Source organism: Mesorhizobium sp. M0771 (assembly GCF_040320155.1).
GTDB lineage: Bacteria > Pseudomonadota > Alphaproteobacteria > Rhizobiales > Rhizobiaceae > Mesorhizobium.
This window is the reverse complement of record NZ_JAMYPC010000005.1, coordinates 161,533-182,213: the sequence shown is the minus strand read 5'-3', so window position 1 is coordinate 182,213 and position 20,681 is coordinate 161,533. Positions and strand designations below refer to the sequence as shown.

The window sequence follows — 20,681 nt, the reverse complement described above, 5'->3', positions numbered from 1 at the left end:
CCGGCCGGTCCCACATGGAGAAGAGAAGAATATGGCTCGTATAGCCGGCGTCAACATTCCGACCAACAAGCGCGTCGTCATTGCGCTTCAGTACATTCACGGCATTGGCAAGAAGTTCGCCCAGGAGATCGTCGACAAGGTCGGCATCCCGGCCGAGCGCCGCGTCAACCAGCTGACCGACGCGGAAGTGCTGCAGATCCGCGAGACCATCGACCGCGACTACCAGGTCGAAGGCGACCTGCGCCGCGAAGTGTCGATGAACATCAAGCGTCTCATGGACCTCGGCTGCTACCGCGGCCTGCGTCACCGCCGTTCGCTGCCGGTTCGCGGCCAGCGCACGCACACCAATGCACGCACCCGCAAGGGCCCGGCCAAGTCGATCGCCGGCAAGAAGAAGTAAGTGAGCGAATAGCGAGTAGCCATTAGCGAGTAGGGGTCCCCTATTCGCTAGTCCCTGCTCACTACTCGCTTTCAAAGGTGGAGCCGCTGGCATTACGGCGGTGTAGAGATCAACTGAAAGGACTATCATGGCCAAGGAAGCCGCTCGTGTTCGCCGTCGCGAACGCAAGAACATCTCGTCGGGCGTTGCCCACGTCAATTCGACCTTCAACAACACGATGATCACCATCACCGACGCGCAGGGCAATTCCATTGCCTGGTCGTCGGCCGGTGCCCAGGGCTTCAAGGGTTCGCGCAAGTCGACCCCGTTCGCCGCCCAGATGGCTGCCGAAGACGTCGCCAAGAAGGCCCAGGAACACGGCATGCGCATGCTCGAAGTCGAGGTCTGCGGACCCGGCTCCGGTCGTGAATCGGCGCTTCGCGCCCTGCAGGCGGCCGGCTTCACCATCACCTCGATCCGTGATGTGACGCCGATCCCGCACAATGGCTGCCGCCCGCGCAAGAAGCGCCGCGTCTAAGACATACCGAACGCCGCGTGAGCGCCTCAAGGCGCTCCTCCACGGCACTCCAGGTCGCCCGCCACGATTGGATGGTGGTGGGTCAACGGAAGGAAAGCATCATGATCCAGAAAAATTGGCAGGAACTGATCAAGCCGAACAAGATCGAGTTCTCGTCGAAGAAGAAGACGCTGACCACGCTGGTCGCCGAGCCGCTCGAACGCGGCTTTGGCCTGACGCTCGGCAACGCGCTGCGCCGCGTGCTTCTGTCTTCGCTGCGCGGTGCGGCTGTGACCGCCGTGCAGATCGACGGCGTTCTGCATGAATTCTCGTCGATTGCCGGCGTGCGTGAGGACGTGACCGACATCGTCCTCAACATCAAGGAAATCGCCATCCGCATGGAAGGCGATGGCCCCAAGCGCATGGTCGTTCGCAAGCAGGGCCCAGGTGCGGTTCTGGCTGGCGACATCCAGACGGTTGGCGACGTCGAGATCCTCAACCCCGACCACGTCATTTGTACGCTGGACGAGGGCGCTGAAATCCGCATGGAATTCACCGTCGACACCGGCAAGGGTTACGTGCCGGCCGACCGCAACCGCGCCGAAGACGCGCCGATCGGCCTGATCCCGGTCGACAGCCTGTATTCGCCGGTCAAGAAGGTCTCCTACAAGGTCGAGAACACCCGCGAGGGCCAGGTTCTCGACTATGACAAGCTGACCATGACCATCGAGACCGACGGTTCGATCTCGGGCGAGGACGCGGTGGCATTCGCCGCCCGCATCCTGCAGGACCAGCTTGGCCTGTTCGTCAATTTCGACGAGCCGCAGAAGGAAGTCGCCACCGAAGCCGTCACCGAACTCGCCTTCAACCCGGCGCTGCTCAAGAAGGTCGACGAACTCGAGCTTTCGGTGCGTTCGGCCAACTGCCTGAAGAACGACAACATCGTCTACATCGGCGATCTCATCCAGAAGACCGAAGCCGAGATGCTGCGCACCCCGAACTTCGGCCGCAAGTCGCTGAACGAGATCAAGGAAGTGCTCGCGGCGATGGGCCTGCACCTCGGCATGGAAGTGCCGGACTGGCCGCCGGAAAACATCGAAGACCTCGCCAAGCGTTACGAAGACCAATATTGAGCATGAATTTCCAAGGATCGGCGGCGTGGGCCGCTCGATCCGACGGTCATGCGGAAAACCATCAGAGGCCGTGGCCTCTTGAACAACTGAAGAAGGAAAAGAGCCATGCGCCACGGTTTTAAAGGCCGCCGCTTCGCCCGAAGCATTAGCCATCGCAAGTCGATGTTCGCCAACCTCGCCGTGTCGCTGCTCGAACATGAGCAGATCGTCACCACCCTGCCGAAGGCGAAGGATTTGCGTCCAATCGTCGAGAAGCTGGTGACGCTCGGCAAGCGCGGCGACTTGCATGCGCGCCGCCAGGTCATTGCCCAGATCGGCAATGAAGGCGTCGTCAAGCGTTTGTTCGACACGATTGCGCCGCGCTACGCCGACCGCAATGGCGGCTATCTGCGCATCATGAAGGCCGGCTTCCGCCACGGCGACAATGCCGCCATGGCAGTCATCGAGTTCGTCGATCGCGACACCTCGGCCAAGGGCGCCGGCGACCGCGCTCGCCTCGAAGCTGAAGGCACCAATGAGGAAACCGCGGCCGCATAAGGCTGGGGGTTTCTGGATGAATTCAAAGGGGCCTTCGGGCCCCTTTTTGTTACCAGCGTCCTACGTTTAGCGAGCCTTACGTTTAGCGAGCAAGCGTCAGGTAGTCGCGACCGCTAAGCAGATTCCAATTGAAGGCGCCGGGGATCTCTTCGAACGCCGGTTGGGGATAGGAATAGATACTGTCGAGGGTGGCGCGGGAATCGATATCGCTGACCACTTGCGACACGGTGGAATTGGCCAGGTATTTTTGGGCGTCCCCATCTTCGATGAAGTCTGTATCGACTCGGAAATGAATCTGAATGGGACCCGCGCAGATGTTCAGCAAGATATCGTCGCTCAAGGCGGCGTAGAAAACCGCTGCCTCTTCTGGAGCCCAAAGGCCGGCAGCCAGGAATTCCGAAGGCTTCGTCTCTCCACTGAACCCATCCAATGAGAGCACAAGGCGATCGGTGAGAACCTCAAAATCACCTTCGAGATAGCCCGCTTCTTCGATCTGAAACCAGTTCATCCAATGAGGTGCTTCTTCATCAAAGGAAATTTCGAGCTTTCCGAAAATCCAATAGACCGGAATCGTCCCTGCAGGTTCCGTGACCCAGCCGTCAGGCGGACCCAGCACACCGGCGATGTCGATCATTTTCAGAGAAGGGGAAACGGGCCCAAAAGTGCCGGTCTTCAAAAAGTCACGGAATGACAGGAGTTGTTTTTTCATGAAGGTCGACGAAGGTTCTCAGTTTCAAGCCGACCTATAGCTGCTTTGCGGGCCAGAATAATCAGATTTCAGCGGCTTAGCCTTTCATTTTGCACAATCGTCGGGACAATGGCGCCCGACCTGGAGGATTCGGAATGCACTTCAAACGGCTGTTTCTTGTTGCCCTTTGCGCGCTGGCCGCCTTTGCCGCGGCACCGGCCGTGAAAGACGCCCTGGCCGAGGACGCCGCCAAGCCAGCCGATCCGGGGCTCTCCGATGTGCTGACCGACCTCTTGCATGGCGTCGAAGGCGAGAACGGCACCTCCGGTCCCGACAAGCGCGTGCCGTTCGGCCGCGAAGAGGTACAGCTGTCGTTCGCGCCGCTGGTCAAGCAGACGGCGCCGGCGGTGGTCAATGTCTATGCCTCACAGACGGCCAAGGTCACGTCGCCCTTTGACGGCGACCCGTTCTTCGAGGAATTTTTTGGCCGCGCACAGCCGCGCGCGCAATCCTCGCTCGGCTCGGGTGTGCTGGTTGACCCGAGCGGCGTCGTCGTCACCAATTTCCACGTGATCAAGGATGCTGACGAGGTCAAGGTCGCGACCGCCGACGGGCGCGAATTCACCTCGAAGGTCATGCTCAAGGACGAGACGCTTGACCTCGCCGTGCTCAAGATCACCTCCGACAAGCCGTTCCCGGTGATTGCCATCGGCGATTCCGACGCGCTCGAGGTCGGCGACCTGGTGCTGGCCATCGGCAATCCGTTCGGCGTCGGCCAGACCACCACCAGCGGCATCGTGTCGGCGCTTGCCCGCAGCCATATCGGCGTTTCGGATTCGGGCTACTTCATCCAGACCGACGCCGCCATCAATCCCGGCAATTCCGGCGGCGCGCTGATCAACATGGGCGGCCAGCTGGTCGGCATCAACACCGCCATCTACAGCCGCAGCGGCGGCTCGATCGGCATCGGCTTTGCCATCCCCGCCAACATGGTGCGCGCCTTCGCCGACGCGGCCAAGGCCGGGCTCGATTTCTTCGAGCGGCCCTATATAGGCGCCGAGTTCGAAGCGGTCACACCGCAGATCGCTGAATCGCTTGGCATGGAGAAGCCGACCGGCGCGCTGGTGTCGTCGGTTGAGGAAGCCGGACCGGCGGCCAAGGCAGGGCTGAAGCCCGGCGATGTCGTGCTGCAGCTCAATGGCACGACGGTCGAAGGCATCGAGGCGCTGGATTACCGCATGGCGACCCTGTCGATCGGCACCAAGGCGACCTTCGCCATCCTGAGCAAGGGCCAGCAGGCGACGATGGAGATTGCACTGGAGCGCGCGCCGGAAGGCGCCAAGGCGTCGGAAGTGACCCTGCATGGCCGCAGCCCGTTCTCCGGCGCCAAGGTCGCGGAACTGTCGCCCAGGCTCGCCCAGCGGCTCGGCCTGCGCACCGACCTCAAGGGGGTAACCGTGGTCGACATCAACCGCGATTCGCCGGCCGCCGATTTCGGCTTCCAGCCGGGCGACATCGTGCGCGAGGTGAACGGCACGACGGTCGATACGGCGGCGACACTGGCGCAGCTTGCCCAGCAGGATACACGCTGGTGGCGCTTTACCGTCGAGCGCGGCGGGCAGATACTGCGCCAGGTGTTGCGTTACTGAGGCGATCTTCCCATTTCTGAGGATCGTGCTCCAACCAGAAGACCTAGATGGCCGATCTGTTCAGCGTCGATGAACCGGAAAGAGCGCCGCCCGGCCGGCCTTTGGCCGATCGGCTGCGTCCGAAAAACCTCGGCGAGGTTGTCGGCCAGGAGCATTTGACCGGGCCGGACGGCGCGCTGACGCGGTTGATCAACTCCGGTTCGCTCGGCTCGATGATTTTCTGGGGGCCACCCGGCACCGGCAAGACCACGGTGGCGCGGCTGCTGGCCGGCGAGACCAGCCTTGCCTTCGAGCAGATCTCAGCGGTGTTTTCCGGCGTTGCCGATTTGAAGAAAGTGTTCGAGGCGGCAAAGCTGCGTCGCACCAATGGCCGCCAGACGCTGCTGTTCGTCGACGAGATCCATCGCTTCAACCGCGCCCAGCAGGATTCGTTTCTCCCGGTCATGGAGGACGGCACCGTCGTGCTGGTTGGCGCCACGACCGAAAATCCGTCCTTCGAGCTGAACGCCGCGCTTCTGTCGCGCGCGCGGGTGCTGGTGTTTCACTCGCTGGGCGAGGACAGCATTGCCAAGCTGATGACGCGCGCGGAGGAGACGGAGGGCAGGGCGCTGCCGCTCGACGACGAGGCGCGGGCGATGCTCATCCGCATGAGCGATGGCGACGGCCGGGCCTCGCTGACGCTGGCCGAGGAAGTCTGGCGCGCCGCCAAACCCGGCGAGGTTTTCGATCCCGAAGGGCTGCAGCGCATCGTCCAGCGCCGCGCGCCGATCTATGACAAGGGCCAGGACGGTCACTACAATCTGATCTCGGCGCTGCACAAATCGGTGCGTGGGTCCGACCCGGACGCGGCGCTTTATTATCTTGCCCGCATGTTCGACGCCGGCGAGGATCCGCTCTATCTCGGCCGCCGGCTGGTGCGCATGGCGATGGAGGATATCGGGCTGGCCGACCCGCAGGCGCTGGTTATCGCCAACGCCGCCAAGGACGCCTACGACTATCTCGGCTCGCCCGAAGGCGAACTGGCCTTCGCCGAGGCCACCGTCTATCTCGCCACCGCGCCCAAATCCAACGCCGTCTATACCGCCTTCAAGGCAGCCACGCGGGCGGCGAAGGAGTTCGGTTCGCTGCTGCCGCCCAAGCACATCCTCAACGCGCCGACCAAGCTGATGAAAGAGGAGGATTACGGCGCCGGCTACCGCTACGATCACGACCAGCCCGATGCTTTTTCCGGCCAGGACTATTTCCCCGAAAAGATGGGCCGGCAGACCTTTTATGATCCGCCCGAACGCGGCTTCGAGCGCGATATCAAGAAACGGCTGGACTATTGGGCAAAGCTGCGCAGCGAGCGGGAAAAATAGGTGCGCGGGACAAACGGGACGAACTCGGCCTGCCCGCGATGAACTGAAATTCTGTCCCCGCCAGTCACAGCAGTGTGATTGTACCGCATGACAAAAAGCCCTATCACGTCGCATGACTCGGCCGGGAGGCTGCCAGGACGGGCGATAATTCGGAACGGGGACAGCGCGCGGCGCGAACAGAAATGACAAAATCCCTTCGCAAAACGCTTCGCCAGGCTGTGATTGCTGTCCCGCTGCTCGTGCTCGGCTTCTATTTCATTCCGATCCTGACCACGATTTGGATCGTCTGCGGCCTGATCGATGTGCTGCGCAACGCCAGCAAGGATCTGTCGCTGTTGCGCGGCTATTTCCTCGGCAATGGCATCTTCACCTGGCTGCTGTCGCCCTTCAATCTGCTGGTGGACCTCGTTTGCTACCGCAACCCGGGTGTGTGGAAGCTGGAGCAGTTTCCTGCCGATTATCAGCGCGAGGTCAACGAGGTTCTTGACGTCTTCAAGGCGCGCAAGGACGAGATCATCGCCGATATCGACGCCAATTTCGGCACCGGTCGTCGCGGCATGTATGTCTATCAGTGGTACGGCAAGCACCGGATCGACAATGTTGCGGAATTCAACAAGGATTTCAAATACATCAAGACCATTGCCGTGTCTGTCTTCAGAGGCAAGGAATCGACTTCCTGGCATTTCGGACCGCTGCGGCTCAGCCTGCGCATCCTCTACAATCTCTTGCCGGTGAAGGCAGAGGTTTTCGTCGAATGCAACGGCGCCAGGAATTACTGGCACGACAACCCGCTCTATATTTTCGACGACACGCTGCTGCACCGCTCGGTCAACGAGTATGATGGGCGCCGCTACTGCGTGTTCATGGACATCATCCGCCCGTCGCCGTTCCCCGGTTTCATCGCCGGACTTCTGGCCATCGTTTCGGTCACCGTCGAGCGCATCAATTCCATGTTCTACAAGAACTGGAAGATGATCGGCTCGAGCAAGGCAAAGAAGGTCGAGACGACCTGAGGCGTTAGCCTGAAGGGATTGACCGCACTGCCTTGGCCGGGCAGTAAACGGGCATGTTCAATCTGCTTCTTGTTGTGGTCGGCGGCGGCATCGGCGCCGGCATCCGCCACCTGACCAACATCGGCGCCTTGCGCCTCGTCGGGCCCAACTACCCCTGGGGGACAATGGCGATCAACATCCTCGGCTCCTTTGTTATGGGGCTGTTCGTCGCCGCGCTGATGCGGCGCGGCGGTTCCAATGAGCTCCGGCTGTTCGTCGCCACGGGCATCCTTGGCGGCTTCACCACCTTCTCCGCCTTTTCGCTCGATTTCGCGACCCTGTGGGAGCGCGGAGCGACGCTGACGGCGTTGGGATATGCGCTTGCCAGCGTCGTTGGCGCCATTATCGCCCTGTTTCTGGGACTTTGGCTCGCAAGAACCGTTTCATAGTGTTATTGCCCCGACCTGGAGCACGCCGCATCCTCTGGACGCGCTGCAGAAACTTTGATCTTGCGCATGATCCTTTCCGAAAGCCGGAGTAGATTTTCGGGGTCACGCGTTAGAAACGGATAAAGCGAAAATCATGGCAGGCGTAGAACAGATCACGGTGGAGGCCGGCGAGGCGGGCATGCGGCTCGATCGCTGGTTCAAGACCCATTTCCCCGGCCTCGGCTTTGGCCATCTGCAGAAGTTGCTGCGCTCGGGCCAGATCCGCGTCGATGGCGGCCGGGTCAAGGCCGACAGCCGTGTCGAGCCCGGCCAGGTGGTGCGTGTGCCGCCGCTCGAGGTCGACAAGAAGGGCGAGAGTGCGCTTACGGGTTACTCGATCCGCAACCAGGGCGACGCCGATGTGCTGGCCAAGATGCTGATCCACGAAGATCCAAAAGTCTTCGTCTTCAACAAGCCGGCCGGCCTGGCGGTGCAAGGCGGCTCGGGCGTCACCCGCAATGTCGACGACATGCTGGAGGCCTGGCGCAGCCAGAAGGGCGAGAAGCCGCGCCTGGTGCACCGGCTCGACCGCGACACGTCGGGCGTGTTGGTGGTTGCCCGCACCAGGCTTGCGGCGATGAAGCTTTCCGAGTCATTCCGGGCGCGCGAGACCAAGAAGACCTATTGGGCGCTGGTCAAGGGCGTCCCGCCCAAGCGTGAGGACAAGATCTCGACCTGGCTGATCAAGGAGCCGACCGAGGACGGCGACCGCGTGCGCGTGGCAGCCCATGGCGAAAAGGGCGCCGACCACGCCGTGTCCTACTATCGCATCATCGAGCAGGCGGCTCAGACGATGACCTGGCTGGAAATGGAGCCGTACACTGGCCGCACCCACCAGCTGCGCGTTCATGCCGCCTATATCGGCTGCCCGATCCTCGGCGACCCCAAATATTTCGAGGCCGACACCAACTGGGACTTTCCGGGCGGCATTCAGAACCGCCTGCATCTGCATGCGCGCCGCATCGTCATTCCGCACCCGGACAAGGGCGTCATCGACGTCACCGCGCCGATGCCGCCGCATATGCGCCAGAGCTGGAACCTGATCGGCTTCGACGACGCCAGCGCGGAGGACTGACATTGGCCGTTGCCTCGGTATTGGATCGCCGCGATGCGGTCGATCTGGCGGCTGCTTCCATCATGGTCGGGTTGACCTTTTCCTGGGGGCTGAACTACGTCGCCGCCAAGATCTCCTATGCCGGCTTCGATCCGGTTTTCGTCTCGATCGCACGTTCGATCATTGGCGGGCTCTGTGTGCTCGGCTGGTGCTGGCTGCGCGGCATCAGGCTGTTTAAGGCCGACGGGTCGCTTGTCGCCGGCATCATCGTCGGCGTGCTGTTCGGCGTCGAGTTCCTGTGCCTCTATATCGGGCTGGAATACACGACCGTTGCCCGCAACACACTGCTGGTCAACACCATGCCGTTCTGGGTCCTGATCGGCGGCCATTTCCTGCTCGGTGAGCGTATCAACGCGCGCAAGCTTGGCGGGCTCGTTCTCGCCTTCTGCGGCCTGGTGGCGGTGTTTTCAGACGGGATTGCCGGCGGCACCGACGTGACCTTGATGGGCGATCTGCTCAGCCTTGGCTCCGGTATTCTGTGGGCGGCGACCAGTATCGTCATCAAGCGTTCGAAACTGGTCGAGACCAGTGCCGAGAAATTGCTGCTTTATCAGCTGGCCGGTGCGGCCATTGTCGGTGTCCTGGTTCTGCCTTTCGCCGGCCCGCCGATCCGCGCGGTCAGTGCCTTGCCGACATTGGCGCTGCTGTTCCAGTCGCTCTATATAGTTGCCTTCACCTATGTGCTGTGGTTCTGGCTGCTCAGGCGCTATCCGGCATCGGGCCTGTCGAGCTTCGCCTTCCTGTCGCCGGTGTTCGGCGTCCTCTGCGGCGCTATCATTCTTGGCGAGGCGCCAACGACCAGGATCTTTGTGGCGCTTGGGCTGATCGCAGTCGGCCTGATCATCGTCAACCGGCCGGCGCGCAAGCAGGTACCTGGATAGAAAGTTCGACCATGCGTGACATCCTCAACGACCTCGAAGCGGGAAAGCATCTGTCCGATCCGGATCCGGTCCGCCGCGCGCAGATCCAGATGAAGACGCACCTGCCGAAGCGCTTCTACAAGGACGTGTCGGTCGCAGCTGTGGAGGACGGTTTTGCCGTCCATCTCGACGGCAAGCCGGTGCGCACGCCGGGCAAGGCGCTGCTGGCGCTGCCGACCGAAAAGGCCGCCGCCCTGGTCGCCAATGAGTTCGCTGCACAGGGCGAGACCATCGACCCGGTCACGATGCCGGTGCTGCGTCTGGTCAACACCGCCATCGACGGCGTCGCCAGCGACCCGCAGGCGGTGCTGGAGGACGTCTTGCGCTTCGCCTCGTCCGATCTGACCTGCTACCGCGCCGACGCGCCACAGGGGCTGGTCGAGCGGCAGAACCAGCATTGGGATCCGGTGATCGACTGGGCGAGAGCGACATTAGGGGCTCGGTTCAATCTCGCCGAGGGCATCATCCATGTCGAGCAGCCGCGCGAGAGCATCGCAGTGCTCGGCGCTCATCTTGCCCAGCGTGCCGAGCCGCTGCGGCTGGCCGCAATCCATGTCATGACTTCGCTGACCGGGTCGGCGCTGCTGGCGCTGGCGGTCGATTACGGCGCGCTCGATGGCGACGCGGCTTGGGCCGCCGGCCATGTCGACGAGGACTGGCAGATCGAGCATTGGGGCCAGGATGCCGAGGCTGTCGCACGCCGCTCGGCCCGCAAACGCGACATGATGGCGGCCGTCGGCCTGCTCGATGCGCTGAAGACCTGATCCTCGGCCTTTGCCGCACTGCACCTAATACCAAAGTCATAAATCCAAGGTCTGTCTGCCTCCGGCGGTCGCTTTCTGTCATTTTTTACGCTGATGGCTGGTTCGAGTCGCGTTCAGAGGGAACGCCGACGATGACGCCCAGCGTCGAAGGCAGACGATTCACGGGAGGACAGTTCAATGGCATTGGCATCGACCGCCGGCGGAGCCAGCCGCGGCATGACACGAGAGGAGAAGAAGGTCATCTTCGCCTCCTCGCTGGGCGCGGTTTTCGAATGGTATGATTTCTATCTCTACGGAGCGTTGGCCGGCGCGATCGGCTTGACCTTCTTCAACTCGTTTCCCGAAAGCACCCGCTACATCTTCACGCTGCTGGTCTTCGCCGCCGGCTTCATCGTGCGCCCGTTCGGCGCGCTGGTGTTCGGCCGCATCGGCGATCTCGTCGGCCGCAAATACACATTCCTTGTCACCATCATGATCATGGGTCTGTCGACTTTCCTTGTCGGCCTGCTTCCGGGTTCAGAGACACTGGGCATTCTGGCGCCGATCCTGTTGATCGCGCTGCGCATGCTGCAGGGCCTGGCGCTTGGCGGCGAGTACGGCGGCGCCGCGACCTATGTCGCGGAACATGCGCCGGACGACCGTCGCGGCTTCTACACCTCATGGATCCAGACGACGGCGACGCTCGGCCTTTTCCTGTCGCTGATTGTCATCCTGCTGGTGCAGAATTCCGTAAGCAAGGACGCCTTCAACGCCTGGGGATGGCGCATTCCGTTCCTGGTCTCGGCTATCCTGCTCGGCATTTCGGTCTGGATCCGGCTGTCGCTTTCGGAATCGCCGACCTTCCTGCGCATGAAGGAAGAGGGCAAGAGTTCCAAGGCGCCGCTGTCGGAAGCCTTCGGCCAGTGGAAAAACGCCAAGATCGCCATCCTGGCGCTGTTCGGCCTCACCGCCGGTCAGGCCGTGGTATGGTACAATGGCCAGTTCTATGCACTGTTCTTCCTGGCCAATGTGCTCAAGGTCGACGCGCAGTCGGTCAACATCATGATCGCCATTGCGCTGGCACTCGGCACGGGCTTCTTCGTCTTCTTCGGCTGGCTGTCCGACAAGATCGGCCGCAAGCCGATCATCATGGCCGGCCTTGCGCTGGCAGTCGTCACCACCTTCCCGCTGTTCAAGGCGTTGACCTGGGCCGCCAATCCGGCGCTCGCCACCGCACAGCAGAACACGCGCGCCACGGTGACGGCGGCTCCGGGAGACTGCAACTTCCAGTTCAACCCGACCGGCACGCGCGTACCGGTCAGTTCGTGCGATATCGCGACCGACTTCCTTGCCAAGAACTCGGTGCCTTACGACATCGTCTCTACCGCGGCGGCGGGGACCCCGGCGAGTGTCATGATCGGCAGCGAAACTGTGGCGTCTTATGATGCCAAGGCCGCGGGCGACAAGAAGGCTGCAAGCGACGCTGCCTTCAAGAAGGGTATCAACCTCGCGCTTCAGGGTGGCGGTTACCCGTTGAAGCGCGCTGCCGCCAAGGTTGCCGACCAGAAGCTCGACGCCTTTGTCGCGGCCAATCCTGAACTGAAGCTCGATGCGGCAGCCATCCGCGCCGGCGAAAAGACCGCGGTCCCGACCGAACAGGCCATCAAGGACAAGGTGCTGACCAAGGATGAGGCCGCGGGCGCCACCGAGGTGACCGTGTACAGCGTTCCGGCAGCGGGCGCGTTCGCGATGTTTGCCGACCCCGCACAGGTCAACTGGGCAAAGGTCATCGGCATCCTGTTCATCCTGGTCCTCTACGTGACCATGGTCTACGGGCCGATCGCGGCGATCCTGGTCGAGATGTTCCCGACACGCATCCGCTACAGCGGCATGTCACTGCCCTATCACATCGGCAATGGCTGGTTCGGCGGCCTGCTGCCCGCGATCGTGTTCGCGTTCAGCGCCTACAAGGGCGATATCTATTACGGCCTTTGGTATCCGGTGGTGATCGCGGCGGTGACGCTGATCATCGGCATGATCTTCGTCAGGGATACGCTCGGCACCGACCTGCATACCAAGCAGTAGCCGACGGCTCTGTATCAAACAAAAAACCCGGCGCGAGCGATCGCGCCGGGTTTTTGATTTGTGGGCCTGTTCGATCTATCAGCGCGGAAGACGCCTAGCTCTTGCGAGGCTGTTCGGCCTCCGCAATGGCGGCCTCATGATACCAGGTCCCGCCATGGGCAAGCGGGTGATCGCGCAGCGAAGCAAGCTCTGCCGCAAACTTGGCCTTTACGCCTAAATTTGAGGCACCCGCACGCGCTGCCACCGGGAACATCAGGATTTTGGCCGACGGACGGGCTGAGGTGATTTCCATGGTCGGTCTCCTTTCTTCTGGAGAGGCTCTTCGATTCATCTTTCCATCAAGGTAGGTCCTGCAATCCTTTTAGGCAAGATGCCTAAAGAAAGATCGGCATTTGCCTGCTATTTAAGCAAATTCTGCCTTTGATTGATCCGGGCGCATTGCTTAGGCGGCTTGCCATCACCGGCGGGATGAAAGGGCATTTTTGCCGCACCCTGACCAACTGAAGTGGCACACGATTTGCATTTTATCGACCGGCAGCTGGGCTGCTGGATGGCTCGGCGCGCCGGCGTCATCCAGGTTCGGTGATCAAGCAACGAGAGGCTCTAGAATGACGAAATACAAGCTCGAGTATATCTGGCTCGATGGTTACACGCCGGTCCCCAATCTTCGCGGCAAGACCCAGATCAAGGAGTTCGCCGAGTTCCCGACGATCGAGCAGCTGCCGCTGTGGGGCTTCGACGGTTCTTCGACGCAGCAGGCCGAAGGCCACAGCTCCGACTGCGTGCTGAAGCCGGTCGCCGTATTCCCGGACCCGGCCCGCAGCAATGGCGTGCTGGTGATGTGCGAAGTGATGATGCCAGATGGCGTGACGCCGCATGTGTCCAACAAGCGCGCCACCATCCTCGACGACGAGGGCGCCTGGTTCGGCTTCGAGCAGGAGTATTTCTTCTACAAGGACGGCCGTCCGCTCGGCTTCCCCGAGAGCGGCTATCCGGCGCCGCAGGGCCCGTACTACACCGGCGTCGGCTATTCGAATGTCGGCCCGATCGCGCGCCAGATCGTCGAGGAGCATCTCGACCTTTGCCTCGCAGCAGGCATCAACCATGAAGGCATCAACGCCGAAGTGGCCAAGGGCCAGTGGGAATTCCAGATTTTCGGCAAAGGCTCCAAGAAGGCCGCCGACCAGATGTGGATGGCCCGCTATCTCTTGCAGCGCCTGACCGAAAAGTACGAGATCGACATCGAGTATCACTGCAAGCCGCTCGGCGACACCGACTGGAACGGCTCGGGCATGCACGCCAACTTCTCGACCGCCTATATGCGCGAAGTCGGCGGCAAGGCCTATTTCGAAGCGCTGATGGCTCAATTCGACAAGAACCTGATGGACCACATCGCCGTCTACGGCCCGGACAACGACAAGCGCCTGACCGGCAAGCATGAGACCGCTCCGTGGAACCGCTTCAGCTACGGCATCGCCGACCGAGGCGCCTCGATCCGCGTGCCGCATTCCTTCGTCAACAATGACTACAAGGGTTACCTGGAAGACCGCCGTCCGAACTCGCAAGGCGACCCCTACCAGATCGCTTCGCAGATCCTGAAGACCATCGCGGAGGTTTCGACCAGCGCGCAGGTCTCGGCTGCTGCCTAAGCATCTATAGCGGCGCAGGCTTCGTAAGCCTGCGCCATAGCCTGCTGCTACCACGTCTACGGTCTGCTATTGGTCAAACAAAAACCCCGGCGTCTGAACTGACGACCGGGGTTTTTCCTTGTCGCTGAGGCTTATCGTTCAGACCGAATAGTACATGTCGTATTCGACCGGATGCGGGGTCATTTCGAAGCGCATCACTTCGGCCATCTTGAGCTCGATATAGCTGTCGATCTGGTCGTCGTCGAAGACGCCGCCGGCTTTCAGGAAGCCGCGGTCCTTGTCCAAGCTTTGCAGCGCTTCGCGCAGCGAACCGCAGACGGTCGGAATCTTCTTCAGTTCCTTCGGCGGCAGATCGTAAAGATCCTTGTCCATCGGCTGTCCCGGGTGGATCTTGTTCTTGATGCCGTCGAGGCCGGCCATCAGCATGGCGGCGAAAGCGAGGTAGGGGTTCGCGCCCGGATCGGGGAAGCGGACCTCGACGCGCTTGGCTTTCGGCGACGAGCCGAACGGAATGCGGCAGGAGGCCGAACGGTTGCGCGCGGAGTAGGCGAGCAGCACCGGGGCTTCATAGCCAGGCACAAGGCGCTTGTAGGAGTTGGTCAGCGGGTTGGTGAAGGCGTTGATGGCCTTGGCGTGCTTGATGATGCCGCCGATGTAGAACAGGCACGACTCCGACAGGCCGGCATATTCATTGCCGGCGAAGGTCGGCTTGCCGTTCTTCCAGATCGACTGGTGGACGTGCATGCCCGAGCCGTTGTCGCCGAAAATCGGCTTCGGCATGAAGGTGGCCGTCTTGCCATAGGCGTTGGCGACCTGGTGCACGACATATTTGTAGATCAGCATCTTGTCGGCGTTGCGGACCAGCGTGTCGAACTTGATGCCGAGCTCGTGCTGGGCAGCGGCAACCTCGTGATGGTGTTTTTCGACGCGCACGCCCATTTCGGCGAGCACGGTCAGCATTTCGGAGCGCATGTCCTGCGCGCTGTCGATCGGCGGCACAGGGAAGTAGCCGCCCTTGACGCGCGGGCGGTGGCCGAGATTGCCGGTCTCGTAGTCGGTGTCGTCATTGGACGGAAGTTCGGTCGAGTCCAGCTTGAACCCGGTGTTGTAGGGATCGGCCTTGTACTTGACGTCGTCGAAGACGAAGAACTCGGCTTCGGGGCCGACATAGATGGTGTCGCCGATGCCTTCGGCCTTCATGTAGGCCTCGGCCTTCTTGGCAGTGCCGCGCGGATCGCGGTTGTAGGATTCGCCGGAGACCGGATCGAGAATGTCGCACAGGATGACCATGGTCGACTGGGCGAAGAACGGATCCATGTGGACGGTGTCCGCATCGGGCATCAGCACCATGTCGGACTCGTTGATCGCCTTCCAGCCGGCGATCGAGGAGCCGTCGAACATGACGCCGTCGGCGAACATGTCTTCCTCGACCTCGATGACATCCATCGTCACGTGCTGCAGCTTGCCCTTCGGATCGGTGAAGCGCAGGTCGACGAATTTCACGTCGTTGTCCTTGATCTGCTTCATGATGTCTTTGGCTGTCGTCATGTCGTTTCTTCCCTGTGTGATGACGTTTCGAGGAGACGTTAATCTGAAATCAGAAAGCTCAGACGGCGTCCATCCCCGTTTCGCCGGTGCGGATGCGAACGACCTCCTCGATGTTGGAGACGAAGATCTTGCCGTCGCCGATGCGGCCGGTCTGCGCCGCCTTGCGGATGGCTTCGATGGCGCCTTCGACGGCGTCGTCGCCCAGCACGACTTCGATCTTCACCTTGGGCAGGAAGTCGACGACATATTCGGCGCCGCGATAGAGTTCGGTATGGCCTTTCTGGCGGCCAAAGCCCTTGGCCTCGGTCACGGTAATGCCTTGCAGACCGGCCTCCTGAAGCGCTTCCTTCACTTCGTCTAGCTTGAACGGCTTGATGATCGCTTCGATCTTTTTCATGTAAAAAGTGGCCTCCACTGCCAAAAAAACGGGTTGTGCGCCCCGCTTGCGCCTCCATCAAGCACGAACTGTGCCAATTTCAGCCCACGCGAAGCGGTTTCGCGCAATTCCAATGCCGCGCCGCGCCGGGATGCACATTCGCGTCATCCTCTGCTTCGGCTGCGGCAAAGCTGCCCGAAGCCTACACATTGCCGCTTCGGGCGTCTGCACGATAATTAGGCAGATTGCGCATTTTGCAGGCCCGCGCGGATCCGTGGCACCAGTCTGCGAAAGGATTGGCCGCACGCCAACGCAGCACCTGGCCGTTTGCTTCGAATCCGAAACTGGACAATGCTCGATAGGGACAAAGGGTCGGCCTTGAACGAAATGCGGGATCGGCAATCCATGAGCAATGAAGTCCTGTCGCCGGCCGAGATGGGCGAGGTCGACCGGCTGGCGATCGCGGCCGGTCCGCTCGACGGCTATGGCCTGATGCAGCGCGCCGGCGAAGCGGTCGCTGCTGTGGTCCTGGCACGCTATCCCGCAGCAAGCCGCGTGCACGTGCTGTGCGGCCCCGGCAATAATGGTGGCGACGGCTATGTTGTAGCGCGGTTGCTGGCCGAGGCTGGTGTGAATGTGACGCTCTGGGCCGAAGGCAAGCAGAAGCCCGGGAGTGATGCGGCGCGAGCTTCCGAGGCCTGCAATCTGCCGGTCGAGCACATCGGACACTGCTACCCGGAACCGGGTGAAGTCGTCGTGGACGCGCTCTATGGTGCGGGATTGTCGAAGAAGATATCCCTGCATGCCTCTGCCGTCTCAGGATTGGCCGCGGCGGAGCGCGTGCCTGTGGTGTCAATCGATCTGCCTTCTGGTGTGTCGGGCGAGACCGGCTTGAGCAACGCTTATTTCAAGGCCGACGTGACGGTGACGTTCGTGCGGAAAAAGCCCGGCCATCTGCTGATGCCGGGGCGCAGCCTCTGCGGCGAGATCATCGTCGCCGATATCGGCATTCCGGATGCGATCGTCGATGAGTTCAAGATCAAGACGTTCGAGAACACGCCTGACTTCTGGCTATACTGTTTTCCGAAAACGGCGGTCGATACACATAAGTATAAGCGCGGCCACGTCAGCGTCTTTTCCGGCGGGCCGAGCGCGACAGGTGCGGCGCGGCTGTCGGCGATGGCTGCAGCCAGAGCCGGGGCAGGGGCGGTGACCGTGCTCTCGCCTGAAAATGCCATGCAGGTAAACGCCGCGCATCTGACATCGACCATGCTGCGCGAGGCCGGTTCGATGGAGGAAGTGCAGGAATTTTTGTCGGCGAGGCACCCCGAAGTACTTGTGTTCGGACCAGGGCTCGGGCCGAAACCCAAAGTGGGGGATTTCGCGTTGCAATTGATCGCGACGGTCGCTGACCTAAACCGCACGTCGACGAGTTCATTCGGAATTCAGCGCCCTGCCATTGTCTTGGATGCTGACGCCATCACGTCATTGGCGCATCAGCCTCAGGCCCTGTTCGACGCCGCGCTGCTCCCGTTGGCGCCGGTATTGGTGCTGACGCCGCATGAAGGCGAATTCGCCAGACTTTTTCCCGACATCGCGAAGGACAAGAAGCAGTCGAAACTCGCCAAGGCGCGCGCAGCCGCTGAACGAGCCAACGCCATCATGGTCTACAAGGGCGCCGACACCGTCATCGCGGCGCCGGACGGCCGCGCGGTGATCAACGCCAATGGTGCACCATGGCTCGCCACCGCCGGTTCCGGCGACGTGCTGGCGGGCATTGTCGCCGCGCTGCTGGCGCAGGGCATGCAGGCATTCGAGGCCGCCTGCGCAGCGGTCTGGATCCATGCCGAGGCCGGCAGCCGCTTCGGACCGGGTCTGATCGCCGAGGATCTGCCGCTGGCGCTGGTGCCGGTGCTGCGTGAACTTGTCGAGGCACGGCAGAAGGTGCCGATCGGATGAAGCGTTTCGCGCTCGCCATTGCAGCCATCATCGCGCTGTTCGCCTCGCATGGCGTGCGCGCTGAGCAGCCGGTGACCATCGTCGACGATCCGGCGGTGCTCGCCGCCCTCGATGCCAAGGGGTTTGGCTTCGCCGGCATTTTCGCCGTCGACGGCGCGGACGATCTGAAGACGCTCTACAGTGAGGTGCCGGCCTATCGTGCTGTTGTCGACATGGTGGCGACCGATATTGCCACGCTGCGGGCCGAGATAAAGGCCGGCGGGCGCACGCTCTACGAGGTGACCGACGGCAATGTCGGCCGCATCATGGATATGCGCTGGCTGAAGACCGAGGCCGCGCGCTTCCGCCTGGTCGGCGTCGTCAACCGGCTGGACCGGCGTGACTTCACCGCGCTGCAAGGTGACAAGAGCTGTGGCGAGGTGCGCTTTGTCTATCGCCTGGCCTACAGTTTCCGCAAGAACGGCAAGGTTCTGGCATCGCGGCTGCCATTCAATTTCAACGCCGTCTACAGCGTGGCGCCGGATGCCGATGGCGGCTGCGTCGGCGTTGCCGGGCGCTGGACACCGCAGATCGACGAAAACGTCGATGCCGGCTGGCTGGTCGGCGGGCCGCTGGCACCGGAGGAACTGACTTTCAAACAGCTCGAACTCAACGCGCAAGTGGTGCGCTTTCCCTCGGGCCAGGAGACCGAGTTCGGCGGGCAGGCGGCCTATCTGATGCGGATCTTCGGCATCGATGGCGCTGCCATCAGCGAGAAGCCGCTGGAGAATACGCCTGACGTTGCGCGGCTCTCGGACAATGCTGCACTCAAGAAAAGGCTCGCCGACTTCGTCAGCGCCAATGTCGCGGCCGTCGATCTCGGCGTCTACGAAATCCCCGACGAATTCCTGGCGAAGAAAATCATCTCGTGGTCGACCTTCGGCAGCGCGAGACGGGCCAACCATCCGTTCACGCCGCTGTTCCAGCCAGCGGATTTCGCCGGCCTGGACTATGCGGCGCTAAAGCTGGTGCGGACACCGGAGGCGCTGGTCGAGCGGCTGGACAATGGCGCCTGCCAGGGCTGCCACCAGGCGGGCTCGACGGCCGGCTTTCACTTCATCGGCCTCGACGACAAAACGACGTCGCCTCTCAACCGGATCGAGGTCGGCATCTCGCCGCATCTCCATGCCGAGATTCCGCGACGTGAGGCCTGGCTGCGCGCGACGGAAGAAGGCAAGGAGCCGAACCGCTACCGGCCGCTGTCCTTCGCGCCGCCGGCGACATGGACCGATGCCGGCGATGTCGATTACGCCCCGGCCGAGATGGCGATGCCGTGCCTGATGCCGGATGATGCAAAACGCTTCGGCGCGACCTGGCAATGCGGTGGCGGCACCGTCTGCACGCCGCTCGCGACGGCTTCAGGCGTGCATACCGCGTTGGCGCAATGTCTGTTGCCCACGGACAGTCCAAAGATGTTTTCGGGCCATCCCTGCCTGACCGGGTCGATCGCCAGCAACCCGTCTCAGCCGTTCAACGACCGCTACAAGATCACCGGCCAGTTCGCGGCTTTTGCGCCGACCTTTTCGCGGACCGCCTACACCTGCCGGCCACCGAAAATCGGCGTACCGGCAGGCATCGCTTATCGCGCCTGCGACGACAAGGACCGCAGCTTCGCCGCATTCAAGACGGGCAAGCCGATGCCATCGGAAATTTGCGGCATGGTCGGCGGCAAGAAATTCGACACCTGCGTCGCCACCAACAATTTCGACCAGTGCCTCGGCGGCGCGGTCAACCGCGGCAACCGTCCAGCCTGCTCGGCTGATCATTTCTGCCGCGAGGACTATATGTGCCAGTCGCTGCCGCCGGACACGCCGGGTGCTGCCAAGGTGAAAGGCATCGGCTACTGCTCGCCGACCTATTTCATCTTCCAGATGCGCATCGATAATCACGCGACGCCCTGGGCGAGCGCGACCAGCGCCCCCAGGGATGCGGGGTTCGGGGCGGCGGAAGAGGAGTGAGCCTGCGAGTTGGGCGACCACCAGTTCAGCGCTGGAGATAGTCTTCCATCCGCGCAGTCCATTTGGTGTCGAATTCCGAAATGTGGCGCTGTGCTACGCTCGAGTTCAGCAGCGTCGAGAGCGCGGTCACGGCGATCGGGTCCAGGTCGGGCGGCTCCGTGTAGCCAAGCGCCGCCAGCCGTTGAGCCCAAGACGGATGGGTGGACTTTGCGTCATCCGGGCTTGCCCACGCCCTGCGGGCGCAAACATTCAGGCAATTGGGTTCTCGCAGCTGACCGGCAGCTTCCAGCATGCGATCGAGCGGCGGTCGCGGCGGACGCAAAGCACCTCGCAATTCATGCTGCAAAGGGTCATAGACCGTCTCCGTGAAATGCACGTCTGCCGTGGCAAGAAGCAACAGCGCGCGTGCGGCGTGCTCGGCGTCGCCGGAGGATGCCGCGTGTCGATCTGCCTTGATCTCCGCTTCGCGCGAAAGCCGGATTCTTCCCGCTCGAACGATTGCGACAGCCAGCCGATAGCGGCGTGGAGCAGGCTGCCTGTGATCGTGGT

General features: G+C 62.1%; 19 protein-coding genes and 1 pseudogene. 15 read left to right on the top strand and 5 right to left on the bottom strand.

Annotation, left to right across the window (positions count from 1 at the left end; translation table 11 throughout):
* The first annotated feature begins 31 nt into the window (after window positions 1–31).
* The 4 genes from rpsM to rplQ all read left to right on the top strand — a co-directional run bounded on the left by rpsM (window position 32) and on the right by rplQ (window position 2,566).
* The gene (gene rpsM / locus NKI05_RS10060) at window positions 32–400 is read left to right on the top strand and encodes a 30S ribosomal protein S13 (RefSeq protein ID WP_006205445.1); all 369 of its coding nucleotides are present in this window, start codon (window positions 32–34) and stop codon (window positions 398–400) included.
* 127 nt (window positions 401–527) lie between these two features.
* Entirely contained in the window at window positions 528–917 is a 390-nt protein-coding gene (gene rpsK, locus NKI05_RS10055) for a 30S ribosomal protein S11 (RefSeq protein WP_006205444.1), read from the top strand.
* 101 nt (window positions 918–1,018) lie between these two features.
* The gene (locus NKI05_RS10050; protein WP_023682599.1) at window positions 1,019–2,029 is read left to right on the top strand and encodes a DNA-directed RNA polymerase subunit alpha; all 1,011 of its coding nucleotides are present in this window, start codon (window positions 1,019–1,021) and stop codon (window positions 2,027–2,029) included.
* A 105-nt stretch (window positions 2,030–2,134) separates the two neighbouring features.
* On the top strand, window positions 2,135–2,566 hold the full coding sequence (gene rplQ, locus NKI05_RS10045) for a 50S ribosomal protein L17 (protein WP_023816013.1): 432 nt from the start codon (window positions 2,135–2,137) through the stop codon (window positions 2,564–2,566).
* A gap of 82 nt (window positions 2,567–2,648) precedes the next feature.
* Here the strand turns inward: rplQ and NKI05_RS10040 are convergent, their stop codons facing one another.
* A complete protein-coding gene (locus tag NKI05_RS10040) occupies window positions 2,649–3,275 on the bottom strand; it encodes a hypothetical protein (protein WP_155922398.1) in 627 nt (208 codons plus the stop codon).
* 134 nt (window positions 3,276–3,409) lie between these two features.
* Here NKI05_RS10040 and NKI05_RS10035 point away from each other — a divergent pair, with 134 nt between their 5' ends.
* The 8 genes from NKI05_RS10035 to NKI05_RS10000 all read left to right on the top strand — a co-directional run bounded on the left by NKI05_RS10035 (window position 3,410) and on the right by NKI05_RS10000 (window position 12,603).
* A complete protein-coding gene (locus NKI05_RS10035; protein WP_023736687.1) occupies window positions 3,410–4,903 on the top strand; it encodes a DegQ family serine endoprotease in 1,494 nt (497 codons plus the stop codon).
* A gap of 47 nt (window positions 4,904–4,950) precedes the next feature.
* Window positions 4,951–6,261 carry a replication-associated recombination protein A gene (locus NKI05_RS10030; protein ID WP_023682595.1) on the top strand — a complete coding sequence of 437 codons (1,311 nt, stop codon included), beginning with the start codon at window positions 4,951–4,953 and terminating at the stop codon, window positions 6,259–6,261.
* 182 nt (window positions 6,262–6,443) lie between these two features.
* A complete protein-coding gene (locus tag NKI05_RS10025) occupies window positions 6,444–7,274 on the top strand; it encodes an aspartyl/asparaginyl beta-hydroxylase domain-containing protein (RefSeq protein ID WP_023738900.1) in 831 nt (276 codons plus the stop codon).
* Between the two features lie 53 nt (window positions 7,275–7,327).
* Window positions 7,328–7,702 (top strand): fluoride efflux transporter CrcB, encoded by a 375-nt coding sequence (crcB, locus tag NKI05_RS10020; RefSeq protein ID WP_023682593.1) that lies wholly within the window; start codon window positions 7,328–7,330, stop codon window positions 7,700–7,702.
* Window positions 7,703–7,835: 133 nt separating this feature from the next.
* Window positions 7,836–8,816 carry an RluA family pseudouridine synthase gene (locus NKI05_RS10015; RefSeq protein ID WP_023672769.1) on the top strand — a complete coding sequence of 327 codons (981 nt, stop codon included), beginning with the start codon at window positions 7,836–7,838 and terminating at the stop codon, window positions 8,814–8,816.
* Between the two features lie 62 nt (window positions 8,817–8,878).
* Window positions 8,879–9,736, top strand: coding sequence for a DMT family transporter (locus NKI05_RS10010; RefSeq protein ID WP_081727411.1), 858 nt, complete (start codon window positions 8,879–8,881; stop codon window positions 9,734–9,736).
* 11 nt (window positions 9,737–9,747) lie between these two features.
* A complete protein-coding gene (locus tag NKI05_RS10005; protein WP_023738898.1) occupies window positions 9,748–10,539 on the top strand; it encodes an ATP12 family chaperone protein in 792 nt (263 codons plus the stop codon).
* A 177-nt stretch (window positions 10,540–10,716) separates the two neighbouring features.
* Entirely contained in the window at window positions 10,717–12,603 is a 1,887-nt protein-coding gene (locus NKI05_RS10000; RefSeq protein ID WP_023682590.1) for an MFS transporter, read from the top strand.
* 94 nt (window positions 12,604–12,697) lie between these two features.
* Here NKI05_RS10000 and NKI05_RS09995 read toward each other — a convergent pair whose 3' ends face one another.
* Window positions 12,698–12,895: a DUF2735 domain-containing protein gene (locus NKI05_RS09995; protein ID WP_023816014.1), complete on the bottom strand. Its 198-nt coding sequence runs from the start codon at window positions 12,893–12,895 to the stop codon at window positions 12,698–12,700.
* Between the two features lie 316 nt (window positions 12,896–13,211).
* On the opposite strand from NKI05_RS09995, the gene NKI05_RS09990 reads away from it, so the two are divergent.
* Complete coding sequence (locus NKI05_RS09990) at window positions 13,212–14,252, top strand: glutamine synthetase beta-grasp domain-containing protein (RefSeq protein ID WP_023816015.1); 1,041 nt, start codon at window positions 13,212–13,214, stop codon at window positions 14,250–14,252.
* A gap of 138 nt (window positions 14,253–14,390) precedes the next feature.
* Here NKI05_RS09990 and glnA read toward each other — a convergent pair whose 3' ends face one another.
* Both glnA and NKI05_RS09980 read right to left on the bottom strand, forming a co-directional pair.
* On the bottom strand, window positions 14,391–15,800 hold the full coding sequence (gene glnA / locus NKI05_RS09985; protein ID WP_023672775.1) for a type I glutamate--ammonia ligase: 1,410 nt from the start codon (window positions 15,798–15,800) through the stop codon (window positions 14,391–14,393).
* Window positions 15,801–15,858: 58 nt separating this feature from the next.
* On the bottom strand, window positions 15,859–16,197 hold the full coding sequence (locus NKI05_RS09980; protein ID WP_006205430.1) for a P-II family nitrogen regulator: 339 nt from the start codon (window positions 16,195–16,197) through the stop codon (window positions 15,859–15,861).
* A 384-nt stretch (window positions 16,198–16,581) separates the two neighbouring features.
* Between NKI05_RS09980 and NKI05_RS09975 the strand changes: the two genes are divergently transcribed.
* Complete coding sequence (locus NKI05_RS09975) at window positions 16,582–18,135, top strand: bifunctional ADP-dependent NAD(P)H-hydrate dehydratase/NAD(P)H-hydrate epimerase (protein ID WP_023816016.1); 1,554 nt, start codon at window positions 16,582–16,584, stop codon at window positions 18,133–18,135.
* A complete protein-coding gene (locus NKI05_RS09970) occupies window positions 18,132–20,132 on the top strand; it encodes a hypothetical protein (RefSeq protein WP_352792352.1) in 2,001 nt (666 codons plus the stop codon). The genes NKI05_RS09975 and NKI05_RS09970 overlap by 4 nt, the downstream gene beginning before the upstream one ends.
* A gap of 220 nt (window positions 20,133–20,352) precedes the next feature.
* On the opposite strand, the pseudogene NKI05_RS09965 reads toward NKI05_RS09970, so the two are convergent.
* Window positions 20,353–20,589, bottom strand: a pseudogene (locus NKI05_RS09965) (hypothetical protein); the annotation flags it as partial.
* Window positions 20,590–20,681 lie beyond the last annotated feature (92 nt).

Coding starts and splice junctions, on each gene's coding strand:
- rpsM (WP_006205445.1), top strand. CDS start 32: ATGGCTCGTATAGCCGGCGTCAACATTCCGACCAACAAGCGCGTCGTC.
- rpsK (WP_006205444.1), top strand. CDS start 528: ATGGCCAAGGAAGCCGCTCGTGTTCGCCGTCGCGAACGCAAGAACATC.
- NKI05_RS10050 (WP_023682599.1), top strand. CDS start 1,019: ATGATCCAGAAAAATTGGCAGGAACTGATCAAGCCGAACAAGATCGAG.
- rplQ (WP_023816013.1), top strand. CDS start 2,135: ATGCGCCACGGTTTTAAAGGCCGCCGCTTCGCCCGAAGCATTAGCCAT.
- NKI05_RS10040 (WP_155922398.1), bottom strand. CDS start 3,275: ATGAAAAAACAACTCCTGTCATTCCGTGACTTTTTGAAGACCGGCACT.
- NKI05_RS10035 (WP_023736687.1), top strand. CDS start 3,410: ATGCACTTCAAACGGCTGTTTCTTGTTGCCCTTTGCGCGCTGGCCGCC.
- NKI05_RS10030 (WP_023682595.1), top strand. CDS start 4,951: ATGGCCGATCTGTTCAGCGTCGATGAACCGGAAAGAGCGCCGCCCGGC.
- NKI05_RS10025 (WP_023738900.1), top strand. CDS start 6,444: ATGACAAAATCCCTTCGCAAAACGCTTCGCCAGGCTGTGATTGCTGTC.
- crcB (WP_023682593.1), top strand. CDS start 7,328: ATGTTCAATCTGCTTCTTGTTGTGGTCGGCGGCGGCATCGGCGCCGGC.
- NKI05_RS10015 (WP_023672769.1), top strand. CDS start 7,836: ATGGCAGGCGTAGAACAGATCACGGTGGAGGCCGGCGAGGCGGGCATG.
- NKI05_RS10010 (WP_081727411.1), top strand. CDS start 8,879: ATGGTCGGGTTGACCTTTTCCTGGGGGCTGAACTACGTCGCCGCCAAG.
- NKI05_RS10005 (WP_023738898.1), top strand. CDS start 9,748: ATGCGTGACATCCTCAACGACCTCGAAGCGGGAAAGCATCTGTCCGAT.
- NKI05_RS10000 (WP_023682590.1), top strand. CDS start 10,717: ATGGCATTGGCATCGACCGCCGGCGGAGCCAGCCGCGGCATGACACGA.
- NKI05_RS09995 (WP_023816014.1), bottom strand. CDS start 12,895: ATGGAAATCACCTCAGCCCGTCCGTCGGCCAAAATCCTGATGTTCCCG.
- NKI05_RS09990 (WP_023816015.1), top strand. CDS start 13,212: ATGACGAAATACAAGCTCGAGTATATCTGGCTCGATGGTTACACGCCG.
- glnA (WP_023672775.1), bottom strand. CDS start 15,800: ATGACGACAGCCAAAGACATCATGAAGCAGATCAAGGACAACGACGTG.
- NKI05_RS09980 (WP_006205430.1), bottom strand. CDS start 16,197: ATGAAAAAGATCGAAGCGATCATCAAGCCGTTCAAGCTAGACGAAGTG.
- NKI05_RS09975 (WP_023816016.1), top strand. CDS start 16,582: ATGAGCAATGAAGTCCTGTCGCCGGCCGAGATGGGCGAGGTCGACCGG.
- NKI05_RS09970 (WP_352792352.1), top strand. CDS start 18,132: ATGAAGCGTTTCGCGCTCGCCATTGCAGCCATCATCGCGCTGTTCGCC.